The organism is uncultured Clostridium sp. (assembly GCF_934754925.1).
In the GTDB taxonomy this organism is placed as follows: domain Bacteria; phylum Bacillota; class Clostridia; order Clostridiales; family Clostridiaceae; genus Clostridium.
This window is the reverse complement of record NZ_CAKVJA010000029.1, coordinates 1-13,926: the sequence shown is the minus strand read 5'-3', so window position 1 is coordinate 13,926 and position 13,926 is coordinate 1. Positions and strand designations below refer to the sequence as shown.

The following is a 13,926-nucleotide window of genomic DNA, read 5'->3' as shown; positions in this document are numbered from 1 at the left end:
CTTTAGCAAGTTCAATGGAACAAAGATATAAATTCTAGGCGAAAATTTCACCGTTCCCGGAAAATAAATATTTCATTTTTTCGCCCCATGTAGTGCGTAATTTAGTTATTTTGAGATTTTTTCAAATAGACTTATAATTTCATCTATTTTCTCATCTCCATTACTATTTAAAATTGCATCTTTTACACAATGATCTAAATGTCTTCTTAAAATTTCTATATTAGATTTTTTTAATAATGATTGAACTGCAATTATTTGATTAGATATATCTATACAATATCTTTCATCTTCAATCATCTTAATTATTCCTTCAATTTGTCCTCTTGCTATTTTAAGATTTTGAATTGCCTTTTTTCTTTCTTCCATAATCGCCTCCAAATTCACCTCCCCTTAGGGGAGTATGGTTATATTATAAAAAAATTTTTTTATAAGTCAATATATATTATTATTTATCATTATTGTTTTTTAATTCAAGTTTTTATTTCTACTTATGCCTGTATTTTTCACACATAATTTATTTTCTATAGTAAAAAATAAGTGTATATTATTTAAAGAGGTGAATTATATGAGTAAATGTCCTACAAAATCTGATCCAAGCTGCAAAGATTATGCAGAAAAGGTTAAAAATAAAGCTAATGAAAATACTCCTTTTGAAATCGATAAACCCACTAAACATTATTAAGCAAACTTATTTTTGATATAATAAAAAGCTTCTAGTATTATATACTAGAAGCTTTTTATTATTTATTTTTATAACTATCTACTAACATCATAAAGAATTTAAATAATACTAATGATATTATACCTGTAGTAATATATAATTGTATTCCTGATATCTGCTTAACAATATTTCCAAAAGTCTCATATCCTTGACCTGTTAAATATGCTGCCATTTTAGTTGAAGCTACTATTCCTATAGCCATAGGGAAAGTAAGACCAGCAAATCCTGGATGGAATACATATGAGAAGAATTTTGGTAATTTAATTAAAATAAATATTAATGCACAAATTACTGCAAAGTATAAGTAATATATTATAAATTTATTAGGTGTTTCAATAAAGTTAAGGTAACTTACTAAGCAAAGACTTGATGGAGCAAGTACAATTGCTTGAGTGTGGAACATTGGATCTTTTAATTCATATTTTGCTAATCTATAAATCATAAATGGTATTATAATTGTGAATATAGCAATTCCGTAATAAACAACTATTTTTCCTATTAAAGGCTCATTCATTACTCCTCCAACAACTGTTGAAACCATAATACCGTTATAAGTAACAAACCAACTTGGAACAAAAGTTTGCATATTAACGCCTTTTAAAACATTTCTATACGTAAAAATTAAAATATGTATTGCATGTAAAATTAATCCTGCAAACCATAACGTCTTACCAAATACTGGACTTGCATTATAAAAATAACTTCCTAAAATCATAGTTATCATTGTAAATCCTGCATAAAGAGATGCTGGTACAGTATTAGAGTATTCTTTCATGCAAGTTTTAGGATATACAACTATTTTTGTTATATATGCTATTAATATTAAAATTGTTGCCCATGCAGTTATATGTCTTATCCATGTATACCCCATATTTAAATACACATTTGATAAAGTAAATGCACCTACCATTGTTGGTAAAATTGGAACCGGCAGGTTTTCAATCTTTTGTAATAATGATTTATTATTCATAATTCCTCCTAAAATAAATAATAATAAAATAAGTTCTATAATATATATTGTACATTTACCTGGAATTTAATCATTTTGTTAATTTTTTCACTTTAAAATCAACAACTTCTCCTAAATTCCAACGGACAACTTAAATTATATATATAATTCATTGTTTAATATGTGATTTTTATCACAATATTGTTAATTTTTTAATTAAATTTTATTTTTTTAATATTAATATCTATACTATATAGTAAAACTTCTTTATATTATAAAAAGAGATGCGAAATACACACCTCTTAATATTATAAGCTTAATATTTTTTTATCATTCTTTACTAAAGTAGCTTCATCTCCAACTTTTACTTTTCCACCCTTTAATACTCTTGTAAATATGCCATTTTTAGGCATTATACATTCACCAACTTGATAATAAATCGCACACTTATCATGGCATTCTTTACCTATTTGAGTAACCTCTAATAAAACTTCTTTTCCTATAGTTAATCTTTGTCCTACTGGTAATTTATTTAGCTCAAAGCCCTCAATAACTAAGTTTTCTCCAAAGGCACCAAAATCAACATTTCCACCTTTATTTCTGAAATCTTCAATTTTTTCTAAGGCTAAAAGACTTACTTGTCTATGCCATTTTCCAGCATGTGCATCTCCTTCTATTCCAAACTCTTCTATAAAATTTGCTTCTGAAACTTCATTTTTAAGTGTTCCTTTATGTTTGCTTGTACATATAGCTATAACTTTTCCCATTGTCCTATCCTCCAATTTGATTCATAAATTTTAATTCTTTATGATCGCTCTTTTTTAAAAATAAGTGTTTTTCAGGTTTATCATAAATATTATCGTAAATTATCTTTTTAAGCTCTTCATCACTTATATTTTCTCTAAGTTTGCTTTTTAAGTCTACTCCATAATCAAAATGCAAACACTGCTTTAAAAACCCCTCCGGAGTTAATCTAATTCTGTTACACTCTTCACAAAAGCAATTACTTATAGCACTTATAAAACCTATTTTTCCTTTTCCATTCTTAAGTCTTATATAAGATGCAGGGCCCCCACTTTTACTTCTAATCAACTCTTCGTATTCTTGATAAGTTTCTGATATAATCTTTAATACTTCCTCATTAGTAGCACCCTTATAATTAACTGCAACACCTATTGGCATAAGTTCTATAAATCTAACATCTATAGGCTTTTCCATTGTAAGCTTCACAAAATCTAATATCTCATCTTTATTTATATCATTAACTATAACAGTATTTAATTTAACCTTTAATCCTAATTCAATAGCTTTATCTATGGCTCTTAATACTTTATCTAGTTTTCCTACTCTAGTTAACTTATTAAACCTTTCTTCTTGTAGAGAGTCTAAGCTAATATTTACACCCTTAAGACCATTAATAGCTAATTCATCTATCATATCTGCAAGTAAAATACCATTTGTGGTCAAGTAAATTTCCTCAATTTCTTTAATAGTATTTATTTTGCTTATTAATTTAATAATATTAGGCCTTACCAATGGTTCTCCGCCAGTTATTCTTATCTTTTTTATTCCTAACTTTGCACTTTCTTTTATAACTTTATATATTTCATCATCAGTTAACTTCTCATCATTATTTAAGAATTTATTATTTTTTTCATCCATGCAATAAATACATCTTAAATTACAATTATCAGTTACTGATACCCTTAAATAATCTATTTCTCTTCCAAATTTATCTTTCATATTAATTAAAGGGTAATTTAAAAGTTAAACTCCCCACTCTTTCCTCCTGTTTTTTTAAGTAAATGAGTTTCTTCTATAACCATTCTTTTATCTACAGCTTTACACATATCATAAATAGTTAGTGCAGCAACCGTAGCTGCTGTTAAAGCCTCCATTTCAACCCCTGTCTTGTCAACTATTTTTACTGTGGCTGTTATTCCAATATAGCTTTCTTCTCTATTTATATCAAAATCTACATTACAACTGCTAATCATTAAAGGATGGCACATTGGAATTAAATTTGATGTTTGCTTACTAGCCATTATTCCTGCAACTCTAGCAACTCCTAATACATCTCCTTTTCCAATTTTTCCGGCCTCAATAAGTTCTAATGTTTCTTTACTTACTCTTATTTTTGAAACCGCAACTGCAACTCTTGCAGTTTCTTTCTTTCCAGAAACATCTACCATTCTAGCATTTCCACTATTATCAAAGTGTGTTAATTTATTATCCATAATTCCTCCTACATATTTATCCTATTTACCAAATGAACAATGTGGGAATGTACATACTTTACAATCTAAACATAATCCACCATGACCATATTCTACTATATCATCTAATGATAACCTTTCATCGCTTAATACTCTAGGCAATACTAAATCTAAAACTGTTCTCTTAGAATACATAGCACAACTTGGAACTCCTAATATTGGAGTATTTCTATGGTAAGCTAATAAAAACATGGCCCCTGGAAGTACAGGAGATCCATAAGTCACAAGTTCTCCACCACATTCTTTTATAGCTGTAGGAGTTACGTCATCTGGATCTACTGACATTCCTCCTGTACATATAATCATATCTACATCATCTGATAATCCTCTTTGAATTTCTTCAATTATTCTTTCTTTTTCATCTGGTAAGATTACTTGTCTTATAACTTCACTACCATAATACCCAAGTTTTTGTTTTATAACAGGTAAGAAGGCATCTTTAATTCTGCCTTTGTATACTTCATTTCCTGTAGTTATTAAAAGACATTTCTTAGGTTTTATTTCAGCCACACTTATTATTTTTTCTTTAATTAGATTTTCAGCAGTTATAATTTTTTCTTCATCTATAATTAATGGAATAACTCTTGTTGCTCCAACTTTTTCACCTTTTTTTATAGGAGTATTATTATGTAATGTCGATACTATAATTTCTCCAACTGAGTTTAATTTAAATAAATTAGACTTATCTATTTTTAAAACGCCATCTCTATCAGCAAAAAAATCAACTTTTCCCTCTTTAATCTCGTCTGAAAGCTTAATTCCTTCTCCAACAACTAAATTTGAAACTCTTGTTGCTGCATCATTTTCATGAAGTTGACCCTCAACAGGTTCCCAAACATATACATGTTCTTTCCCTATTGACAATAACTTTTCAATATCTTCCTCTTTAATTATATGACCTTTTTTAAAAAGTCTCCCCTTAAATTCACCTGGAATTATCTGAGTTACATCATGAGATAATATAGTTCCTACAGCATCTTCAACCTTTATCATTTTCATTGTTACATACCTCCTTTTTATTTTCTAGCACATTCCTTTGAAGTTCCTAATAATATATCAATTCCATGTTTAATATCATCTAATACATAATCTAATGCTTCTTTACAAGCTTTAGGGCTTCCTGGTAAATTCACTATTAATGTATCTTTTCTTATACCTGATACAGCCCTTGAAAGCATAGCCCTTTTTGTGATTTGCATACTATACATTCTTATTGCTTCACATATTCCAGGTGCTTCTCTCTCTATTATATCTCTTGTGGCTTCTGGAGTAATATCTCTTTTAGAAAATCCTGTTCCTCCAGTGCTTAAGACTAAGTTAACTTTAAGTTCATCACACATTACTTTAAACTCATTTGCAAGCATTTCTCTATCATCAGGTAATATAATTTGTTTTTCTACAGTAAATCCAGCTGCTTCAACTAATTGTCTTACTACTTCTCCACTTTTATCTTCTCTTTCACCTGCATATCCCTTATCACTACTTGTAATTATTCCAACTGTATACATCACACTTCCTCCAATTCTCTATATTCTTTCTCAGTATTTATATTTGAAAAATCTCTTTCTATAAATTTACTTTTATCATCGCCTTCAATGACTTTTAAGTTTAATGATCTTATTAATAATTGAAGTTTATTATTATTTTCTTTTATTGCTTCTTCAATCTTAGGAAGAATACTTTTAGAATATATACCACATAAAGGTTGCAATCTTTCATTAACTCTTGGTACTAATACATCATATTCTCCATTATAATTTCCTATAACATTTAATACATTTTGAGTAATTAACGGCATATCACAAGCAATGCATAAAACCTTATCTGTAGTTGAGTTAATAAGTGCTGAATGTATTCCGCTTAATGGACCATTTCCCTTATATATATCTTCAACTACTCTCAAATTAAATCCCTTATATTCTTGTAGATTATTTGAAATTATAATTATTTCTTTATAGTCCTTCCCAGCTTCAATTATATATTCTATAAATTTTTTTTCTTTATAACTCAATAATGCCTTATTATTGTAGTTCATTCTACTACTTTTTCCACCAGCTAAAATAGCTAAAGTTTTATTTATCATAAGTATCTTCTCCTTAAAACTTTATGATATCTATTATATCTCCTGCATTAAGTCCTTCACTTCCACCTTGAACATCTATCATACAATTTGAATTCAAATTAGAACTTAATATTCCATTTCCACTTTTAATTTGAGTTATATATGCAACTTGTTTTCCATCTTCAATCTCAGCTCTTGCTCTAATAAATCTTCTTTGAGGACTTTTCTTAGTAAAATCATTGCATAATATTGCTTTTTCTCTTTTTACTTTTACTTCATCATATCCACACATCTTTTCTAGCGATGTTTTTACAAAAAGCTCAAATGCTGTTAGAGCAGCTGTGGGGTTTCCTGATAAACTAATAACTAAAGCATTATTTACCTTACTGCAAAGTACAGCTGAACCTGGCTTCATTTTAACTTTCCAAAATAACCTTTTACCATTAATATTATCTATAGCTTTATTTAATAAATCTTTCTCTCCTACTGAAACTCCTCCAGTAGTTATTATTATATCCATATCATTTGAAATGCTATTTATACATTTTTCTATTTGATTCTCTATATCTTTTACATGTGTACTATATTGAATATCATAGTCTAATTCCTTAATTCTAGAAATTATACTATATTTATTGCTATTAAATATTTTTCCAGGAATTAGTTTCTCTTCTACATCTATAACCTCATCTCCTGTACTAATTAAAGCTATTTTAGGCAGTTTATAAACTTTAATTTTTTCTATTCCTGTACTTGCTATAATTCCTATATCTGCAAAATCTAGCTTCTTTCCTTTATTAACTAACAATTTTCCTTTACTTATATCCTCACCTTTAAAACAAATATTCTCATCATCCTTTAGAACTTTGTTTAAAATAATAAAATTATCATCAATTAAAGTAACATCTTCTTGTTTTATTACTGCTGTTGCTCCCTTTGGTATAGGTGCCCCTGTCATTATTCTAACTGCAGTTTTTGATGTAACTTCACTATTACACACATCTCCTGCAAAAACCTTATCTACAATCTTAATTTTTTCTTTTGATTTGCTATCTTCTGCTATTATTGCATATCCATCCATAGCTGATTTATTAAATGGTGGATTGTCAATTATAGAGTAAATATCTTCTGCTAATACTCTTTTTGTTCCATTTCTTAAATTAACTTCTTCAGTTTCTAGATGTTTTACATTATCATTTAATATACTTATTGATTCTTCTAACGATATAAATGACTTCATTTACTCACCTCTTAACTAAAAATAGGCTTATTACTTCATATTTTAGGTATGAGTAATAAGCCTATTTTAAATATAAAAACCTAAATTCTTGGTTTTAAATTAACTAGTAAATAATTAAATATATTTAAATCAACTTATTTTCCTTCCCAAAACGTGGAGATAATATCTTTTCAAATATCACCCTTGAATTATATAAATTCCGGCATAAGCTCCATAGATTATATCCTTAGGCTACTCAGCTCTAGAAAATATTTTATTGATAATTTTCAAAACTAAATTCTTTTTCCTTTTCAATTAAGTCTGCAAGCTTTTTATAATCTTCTCTATCTACTATAATTATATCATCAATATCTATATTAATATCACTTGCAACTGCAATTATTTTTTCCTTAGGAGTTATTATCTTTTCACTTACTCCACTTCTAAATACTTCTATTTTTCTTAAATTACTTTTTTTATATCCTTCAATTAAAATAATATCTTTATCTAATACCATTTTAATAATATCATTAAGTTCAGTTTCTTCTTTCAATTCTTTTATCATTGCAAGTCTATTTTTAGAAGAAATTATTACTGTTTCTGAACCTGCTTCTCTATGTTTATATGTATCTTTTCCTTTTTTATCTATATCAAATCCATGAACATCATGTTTTATAGTTGCTATACTATATCCTCTAACTTTTAGTTCTTTTATTAACCCTTCAAGTAAATAAGTTTTTCCAACATTAGAACTTGACCCAACTATATTAACTACCTTGGACATTAAATTCATCCTTTATATTATATTTTTAGTTTGCATTATATAGATTTTTATTTATTTTGTAAATATGTCACTTAAATTTAATAAGTTAGAGGAAAATTTATATTTAAAATTTAATTTCTTCCTCTAACTCTTTTTAATTTATTTTAACTGAATTAATATTCTAAATCAAAGATTTATAATATTACTTATAGCTAAACTCAAAATTCTTTTCTATGTTAAAGAAATCTGCATAATCTATATCAAATAAGCTTTTAGTTACTTTAGAAACATCAATATTTTCTTTAATAAGCTGAGTTAAAACTCCCGCGTAAGATAAATCTCCTTGAATTATAGCTCCATAAATCTTTCCATCTTTATGAATTATCTTCTTGTAGTTATCCCCTTCAACTTTAGTTTCAACTATATAAGTTTCATCAGCTGGTTCTACCATTCCAAGAGACATGGTAGCTATTCCTACAAAGTTCATTGTATTTTTACTTCCAAAGAAGTCAGTCATTATCATTTCTTTTCCTAACATATTATGTGCTGCAATTATACCTTCTTTTACAGCTGTTGGCCATATTGGATTTCTACCAGTTACATCCCCAGCTCCATATATGTTTTCAACATTAGTCTTTCCTTTTGCATCAATTATTAATCCAAATCTATCACATTCAACATTACTATTTTCCATAAATGCAATATTTGATCTAACACCTGTAGCAACTACTACTAATTCACATGGTACTTCTTCACCTGTGTTTAATAATAAAGCTTTAGGGTTATTATTTTCATCTAAAAGTAATTTTTCAGCTTTAACATCTAATTTTAAAGAAACACCTTCTTCAATAAACTTCTTTTCATAGACATCAGATGCATGCTTGTCTAATTGTAATGGAAGTATCTTATTACTCATTTCAACTAAAGATATATTTAATCCTTGTCCAAGTAATCCACTAACTGCATCTATTCCAACAAGCCCAGCTCCTAAAACTACTACATTTTTAACCTTCTTAGCTTGCTCCTTTATTAATATAGCATCATCTAAATTTCTTAATCCAACTACATTATTACCTTCTCTAAGTCCTGGAACTGGTGGTATAAATGCAGATGCCCCACTACAGACTAATAATTTATCATAACTTAAAGTTTCACCACTTGATAATTCTAAAACTTGATCTTTATCATTAAGAGCCTTTACTTCTAAACCTTTCATCCAAGTTATGTTATTTTCTTCAAAGAATTCTTTACTTGTAAAGTTTAATGCATCAACATCTCTATGATTTGAAATGTAGTGATGAAGTATACATCTTGAATATACATTTTCATCCTTTGATACTAATACTATTTCAGCTTCTTTATCTAGTTCTCTTAAAGTTTTAGCTCCACTTATACCTGCAGCAGAGGCTCCTATAACTACATATCTCATTATTCAGTTACCTCCTCTAAAGTAATTGCTCCCATTGGACATTTAGCTACACATTGTGCAGTTCCATGCGCCTTACATGCATCACATTTCATTATTTCTTTATGCATTCTACTATCAGCTTTTAAAACACCATAAGGACATGCCATTATACACATGTAACAGCTAGCACAATGTTCTTTGTTATATTCAACTAATCCTGTTTCTTTATTTTTACTCATAGCACCAGTCATACAAGTATAAACACATTCAGGTCTATCACAATGTCTACAGAAAATAGGTGCATATTTCCCAGCGCTATCTATTGTTATTCTACTTCTTGTATCTTCTGATTCATGAGCTACAATACATGCAGTTGTACAAGTTAAACAACCTACACATTTATCTCTATCTATTTTAATTCTTTTCATCTTTAGTCACCCTTTACTTTTTAATGATATTTACTGCAACTGTTTTAAATGATGGTTCCTTTGAATATGGATCGTAAACTGAAGGAGTAAGTCCATTTGTTTCAATATAATGCATTGGAGCATATAAATGATCTTTCTTAACATGATCAGATATTTTTATAGTAAAATCTTTAGTTACTCCATTTTGAGATGCTATACTAACTCTTTCATTTTCAGTTATATTTAATTCTGCTGCCAACTCTGGATGCATAAATGCATAAGATTCTTTAGAGTAAATTCTTTCTGATTCAGCGATTTCTCTTGATCTTACTTGAGTATGCCATTGACCTACTGTTCCTCTTCCTGAGTTGAATATGTATGGGAATTCTTCACTTGTTTGATTTGGATTTTCAGCTATATCTTCAAAGTGGAATTTAGCTTTCTTTGATGGAGTATAATAGTTACCATCTTCATATAATCTTCTTTCATCCTCAACTAAAGTTTCTCCAGCTCTAAATGGCCATTGAACTCCTCTTGAACCTTCCATATTTGGTCCTTCTAACATTTCGTAAGTTACACCTGTTATATCACAAGGCATTCCTTTAGAACATTTCTTTAATAATTCAAATGTAGATCTTGGAGTTTCCCATCCATTTAATAAGTCTCCCATTCCAAGTTCTTTACCTATGTTATAGAAGATTTCAAAATCTGATAATTCTCCTTCTTCTTTAGCAATTACAGGATTAACCTTTGATAATCTTCTTTCAGTGTTAATTAATACACCTTCTTTTTTAAGTGCTGGTACTGAAGGTAAGTATAAATCACAAAGCTTAGCACTATCAGTATCTTCATATATATCTTGAACAACAAAGAAATCTAAATTCTTAACGCACTTTTCAAATTCTTCATTATTTGCCCATGAATGTCTAGGATTTGTACAAATTACCCATAACCCCTTAATTTCACCTGCAATAGCTTTTTCAATTATAGCATTGTAAGGAATTGTTGGTTTTGTAGCAAGCACACTTTCATCTACACCTAAAGCTTCTGCTACAGCTTTTCTACGTACTGGATTATCAAAGTCTCCACCACCGAATAAACCTGCTGTATTACTAAATGCTCTTGATCCCATAGCATTACATTGCCCTGTTAAAGAGTTTGCACCTGTTCCTGGTCTTCCAATATTTCCTGTTATTAACGCTAAGTTAATTATAGATTGAGCTGTTCTAACTGCTTGATACCCTTGGTTAACTCCCATTGTCCACCAGAACGAAACTCTTTCTCCTGCATGAATTATTTCTGCAAGTTCTACTACTCTTTCTGCACTTATTCCTGTTTCAGCTTCAACTGTATCTAACGTAAATTTAGCTACATGATTCTTAAAGTCTTCATATCCTTCTGTATGATTTTCTATGTAATTTGTATCAATATATCCTTTTTCTATTAATACATTAGCTAAAGTATACATTAATACTAAGTCAGCCTTTGGCTTAATGTCTATCCATATATCTGAATTCATAGCTGTTTCTGACTTTCTTGGATCTATAGTTATTATTTTTGCTTCTTTATTTTCTCTAATACGTCCCCAAAATACTGGATGAGCTATAACTGGATTTGCTCCAATTAAAATTATTGTATCTGAAAGTTCTGCATCATTTAATGTATACGGTGGAGCATCAAATCCAAAACTTTGTTTATGTGCAACTACTGATGTAGCCATACATAATCTCGTATTACCATCCCCATTTATTCCCATATAATTTCTACCTACATGTCCTAGTAAAGCCATATCTTCTGTTGGCATTTGACCTGTACTAATGAAAGCAACACTTTCTTTTCCGTATTTTTCTTGAATGCTTGTCATTTTTTTAGCAAATGTTTTAAAGCCTTCTTCCCATGAAATTTCTTTCATCTCTCCATTTTCATCTCTTAATAAAGGATTCTTTCTTGCTTTAATTTTAGTTTGTTGCTTATCTAAGTTTAACCCTTTTATGCAACAAAAACCTTTATTTACAGGATAATCAACAGTAGGTGAAACCTTAGCTATTTTACCATTTTCTACATAAAAATCTACATTACATGCTAATGCACATAAATTACATGTTGATTGAATCTTCTTCATACTACTTCCATCTCCAATTCACAATTTTAATAAACTCTATATTCAGTATTATTTCAGATTAATTGTATCACTAAAGATTTCGCCTAACTGTGATTATAATCACAACTCAAGCGTTTATTGTCATTACTTTAACAATACTTTTTCTTTAAACCTTTTTATTTAATAAAAATTAAGCTATTAAGTTATTTAAGTAATAACTTAATAGCTTATGAAAATTTAACTATTTACTATTTCTCCACCGTTTATATGAATAGTTTGACCAGTAATATAGGATGCTGCTTCTGAAGCTAGAAATACATACGCTCCTGCACACTCAACCGGCTGTCCAGCTCTTGCCATAGGTGTATTTGAGCCAAATTGCGGTATTTCTGTAGATTGAAAGCTTGATGGAATTAATGGTGTCCATATTGGACCTGGTGCAACTGCATTAACTCTTATACCACTTTTCTTTTTAGCTAATGATGTTGATAAGGATCTTGTTAATGATACTATTGCACCTTTCGTCATAGAATAATCTATTAATTTTTCATTACCTGCATATGCAGTAACTGACGCAGTATTTATTATACATGCTCCCGACTTCATATATTTTAATGCAGCTCTAGTCATATAAAAAGTTCCATAAATATTGGTTTTCATTGTTTTATCAAATTGCATATCTGTGATTTCCTTAAAATCTTTGCATTCATACTGAACTGCAGCATTATTTACTAAAATATCTATTTTTCCATAACTCTTAATTACTGATTCTATAGCTTCATTGCAGAACTTACCATCTGCTATATCACCTTGAATAATATCACACCTTCTACCTATTTTTTCAATAAGATTTTTCGTATCTTCTGCATCTTTTAACTCATCATAGTATATAATAACAATATCTGCTCCTTGATAAGCATAAGCTAAAGATATAGCTCTTCCAATTCCACTATCTCCTCCTGTTATTATCGCAACCTTATCTTTCAACAAATCTCCTTTTTTAATATAATTTTCATCATAATAAATAGGCTCTGGTTTCATTATACTTTCAAAGCCTGGATGTCTATCTTGATGCTGTGCTGGAAAGTTAGTTGGAAAATTCATATTATCACTCCTAATAATTTATTTAATATAAATTATTATTAGTAACTTTTATTCTTATAATACTTATTAATTTTATAAAAAGCTCACTATGCGTAATATATTTTTATCATAGTGAGCCTTTAACTATAAGTAACTGAATCTATTTTTCCTTCAACAATTCATCAAAAGCAGCTTTAGCCTTTGATAAACATGATCCGCAACCTTTTCCACAATTAGTTACATCTTGAATCTCCTGAAAGGTATCTGCCCCATTTTCTATTGCTCTTTCTATATCATCTACTGATACATTAAAACAATGACATATCTTCTTATTCTTATCCATATGCTTTACCTCCATACTATTAATCTGTTCCATATATAGTCTAAACACTTTCACTTATTGCTATTCAAATAACTAAATTGCGCACCACATGGAAGCGAAAAAATGAAATATTTATTTTCCTGGAACGGTGAAATTTCGCCTAGAATTTATATCTTTGTTCCCTCCAAATTAGTATTTCATTTTTTCTTTCTCCATGTATCTGCTTATAACGCGCCCCTTTATAGTTAATGTTTTGTGCTACAAATTTTTCTGATATTATAGTTAATTTGTATATTAATATTTTTAGTTTATTTAAAAATATATATTTATAAGTTAACAATTTATTATATAAAATATAGCAGGAGTCGTTAACTTTTAAAGGGACATGCAGAAAATTGTAGATCTAAGCTTTAAAGCCAGTGATAGAGAAAAATTAATGATATAACCGGAAGAAAGTATTATATAATAAACTTTAGAATTTAATTATTATTGGAATAAAATTAGCGTTAAGTGAATCTCTAAATCTTGATTTAGTTAGATGAACTTACTCCTCTGAGCGATAGTGAAGAGTGAGTTTCCTTTTAAAAGGAAGCACCTCCTGCTAAAGTCGGATGT

15 protein-coding genes and 1 riboswitch are annotated in these 13,926 nt (G+C 28.8%); all 15 genes read right to left on the bottom strand.

Features of this window, described 5'->3' with window-relative positions:
• Nucleotides 1–105 precede the first annotated feature (105 nt).
• The 15 genes from Q0G30_RS09885 to Q0G30_RS09815 all read right to left on the bottom strand — a co-directional run bounded on the left by Q0G30_RS09885 (nucleotide 106) and on the right by Q0G30_RS09815 (nucleotide 13,332).
• Nucleotides 106–369 carry a metal-sensing transcriptional repressor gene (locus Q0G30_RS09885; protein ID WP_294389353.1) on the bottom strand — a complete coding sequence of 88 codons (264 nt, stop codon included), beginning with the start codon at nucleotides 367–369 and terminating at the stop codon, nucleotides 106–108.
• A gap of 371 nt (nucleotides 370–740) precedes the next feature.
• The gene (locus Q0G30_RS09880; RefSeq protein ID WP_294389323.1) at nucleotides 741–1,691 is read right to left on the bottom strand and encodes a TDT family transporter; all 951 of its coding nucleotides are present in this window, start codon (nucleotides 1,689–1,691) and stop codon (nucleotides 741–743) included.
• Between the two features lie 287 nt (nucleotides 1,692–1,978).
• Entirely contained in the window at nucleotides 1,979–2,437 is a 459-nt protein-coding gene (locus Q0G30_RS09875) for an MOSC domain-containing protein (RefSeq protein WP_294389320.1), read from the bottom strand.
• 4 nt (nucleotides 2,438–2,441) lie between these two features.
• A complete protein-coding gene (gene moaA / locus Q0G30_RS09870) occupies nucleotides 2,442–3,413 on the bottom strand; it encodes a GTP 3',8-cyclase MoaA (RefSeq protein ID WP_294389318.1) in 972 nt (323 codons plus the stop codon).
• 17 nt (nucleotides 3,414–3,430) lie between these two features.
• Nucleotides 3,431–3,907 (bottom strand): cyclic pyranopterin monophosphate synthase MoaC, encoded by a 477-nt coding sequence (gene moaC / locus Q0G30_RS09865; RefSeq protein ID WP_294389317.1) that lies wholly within the window; start codon nucleotides 3,905–3,907, stop codon nucleotides 3,431–3,433.
• Nucleotides 3,908–3,928: 21 nt separating this feature from the next.
• Nucleotides 3,929–4,945 (bottom strand): molybdopterin-binding protein, encoded by a 1,017-nt coding sequence (locus tag Q0G30_RS09860; RefSeq protein ID WP_294389315.1) that lies wholly within the window; start codon nucleotides 4,943–4,945, stop codon nucleotides 3,929–3,931.
• Between the two features lie 17 nt (nucleotides 4,946–4,962).
• Complete coding sequence (locus tag Q0G30_RS09855) at nucleotides 4,963–5,454, bottom strand: MogA/MoaB family molybdenum cofactor biosynthesis protein (RefSeq protein WP_294134405.1); 492 nt, start codon at nucleotides 5,452–5,454, stop codon at nucleotides 4,963–4,965.
• The gene (locus tag Q0G30_RS09850) at nucleotides 5,454–6,029 is read right to left on the bottom strand and encodes a molybdenum cofactor guanylyltransferase (protein ID WP_294134408.1); all 576 of its coding nucleotides are present in this window, start codon (nucleotides 6,027–6,029) and stop codon (nucleotides 5,454–5,456) included. Before Q0G30_RS09850 ends, Q0G30_RS09855 begins: the two co-directional genes overlap by 1 nt.
• Before the next feature lie 13 nt (nucleotides 6,030–6,042).
• Nucleotides 6,043–7,248 carry a molybdopterin molybdotransferase MoeA gene (locus Q0G30_RS09845; RefSeq protein WP_294389313.1) on the bottom strand — a complete coding sequence of 402 codons (1,206 nt, stop codon included), beginning with the start codon at nucleotides 7,246–7,248 and terminating at the stop codon, nucleotides 6,043–6,045.
• A gap of 123 nt (nucleotides 7,249–7,371) precedes the next feature.
• Nucleotides 7,372–7,507, bottom strand: a riboswitch (molybdenum cofactor riboswitch).
• Nucleotides 7,502–8,011 carry a molybdopterin-guanine dinucleotide biosynthesis protein B gene (gene mobB / locus Q0G30_RS09840; RefSeq protein ID WP_195469674.1) on the bottom strand — a complete coding sequence of 170 codons (510 nt, stop codon included), beginning with the start codon at nucleotides 8,009–8,011 and terminating at the stop codon, nucleotides 7,502–7,504. (Overlaps the previous riboswitch by 6 nt.)
• A 181-nt stretch (nucleotides 8,012–8,192) precedes the next feature.
• On the bottom strand, nucleotides 8,193–9,419 hold the full coding sequence (locus Q0G30_RS09835; protein ID WP_294134415.1) for an FAD-dependent oxidoreductase: 1,227 nt from the start codon (nucleotides 9,417–9,419) through the stop codon (nucleotides 8,193–8,195).
• Nucleotides 9,419–9,826 (bottom strand): 4Fe-4S dicluster domain-containing protein, encoded by a 408-nt coding sequence (locus Q0G30_RS09830; protein ID WP_294389311.1) that lies wholly within the window; start codon nucleotides 9,824–9,826, stop codon nucleotides 9,419–9,421. Before Q0G30_RS09830 ends, Q0G30_RS09835 begins: the two co-directional genes overlap by 1 nt.
• Before the next feature lie 13 nt (nucleotides 9,827–9,839).
• Entirely contained in the window at nucleotides 9,840–11,927 is a 2,088-nt protein-coding gene (locus tag Q0G30_RS09825) for a molybdopterin-dependent oxidoreductase (protein ID WP_294389307.1), read from the bottom strand.
• Between the two features lie 216 nt (nucleotides 11,928–12,143).
• Nucleotides 12,144–13,010 carry an SDR family oxidoreductase gene (locus Q0G30_RS09820; protein ID WP_294389306.1) on the bottom strand — a complete coding sequence of 289 codons (867 nt, stop codon included), beginning with the start codon at nucleotides 13,008–13,010 and terminating at the stop codon, nucleotides 12,144–12,146.
• Between the two features lie 139 nt (nucleotides 13,011–13,149).
• Complete coding sequence (locus tag Q0G30_RS09815) at nucleotides 13,150–13,332, bottom strand: (2Fe-2S)-binding protein (RefSeq protein ID WP_294389303.1); 183 nt, start codon at nucleotides 13,330–13,332, stop codon at nucleotides 13,150–13,152.
• Nucleotides 13,333–13,926 lie beyond the last annotated feature (594 nt).

Bases quoted from the DNA above. Each gene is read 5' to 3' on its own strand.
- Q0G30_RS09875 (WP_294389320.1), bottom strand. From the start codon at position 2,437: ATGGGAAAAGTTATAGCTATATGTACAAGCAAACATAAAGGAACACTT.
- Q0G30_RS09855 (WP_294134405.1), bottom strand. From the start codon at position 5,454: ATGTATACAGTTGGAATAATTACAAGTAGTGATAAGGGATATGCAGGT.
- Q0G30_RS09815 (WP_294389303.1), bottom strand. From the start codon at position 13,332: ATGGATAAGAATAAGAAGATATGTCATTGTTTTAATGTATCAGTAGAT.
- moaC (WP_294389317.1), bottom strand. From the start codon at position 3,907: ATGGATAATAAATTAACACACTTTGATAATAGTGGAAATGCTAGAATG.
- Q0G30_RS09835 (WP_294134415.1), bottom strand. From the start codon at position 9,419: ATGAGATATGTAGTTATAGGAGCCTCTGCTGCAGGTATAAGTGGAGCT.
- Q0G30_RS09830 (WP_294389311.1), bottom strand. From the start codon at position 9,826: ATGAAAAGAATTAAAATAGATAGAGATAAATGTGTAGGTTGTTTAACT.
- Q0G30_RS09820 (WP_294389306.1), bottom strand. From the start codon at position 13,010: ATGAATTTTCCAACTAACTTTCCAGCACAGCATCAAGATAGACATCCA.
- moaA (WP_294389318.1), bottom strand. From the start codon at position 3,413: ATGAAAGATAAATTTGGAAGAGAAATAGATTATTTAAGGGTATCAGTA.
- Q0G30_RS09850 (WP_294134408.1), bottom strand. From the start codon at position 6,029: ATGATAAATAAAACTTTAGCTATTTTAGCTGGTGGAAAAAGTAGTAGA.
- Q0G30_RS09825 (WP_294389307.1), bottom strand. From the start codon at position 11,927: ATGAAGAAGATTCAATCAACATGTAATTTATGTGCATTAGCATGTAAT.
- mobB (WP_195469674.1), bottom strand. From the start codon at position 8,011: ATGTCCAAGGTAGTTAATATAGTTGGGTCAAGTTCTAATGTTGGAAAA.
- Q0G30_RS09880 (WP_294389323.1), bottom strand. From the start codon at position 1,691: ATGAATAATAAATCATTATTACAAAAGATTGAAAACCTGCCGGTTCCA.
- Q0G30_RS09860 (WP_294389315.1), bottom strand. From the start codon at position 4,945: ATGAAAATGATAAAGGTTGAAGATGCTGTAGGAACTATATTATCTCAT.
- Q0G30_RS09845 (WP_294389313.1), bottom strand. From the start codon at position 7,248: ATGAAGTCATTTATATCGTTAGAAGAATCAATAAGTATATTAAATGAT.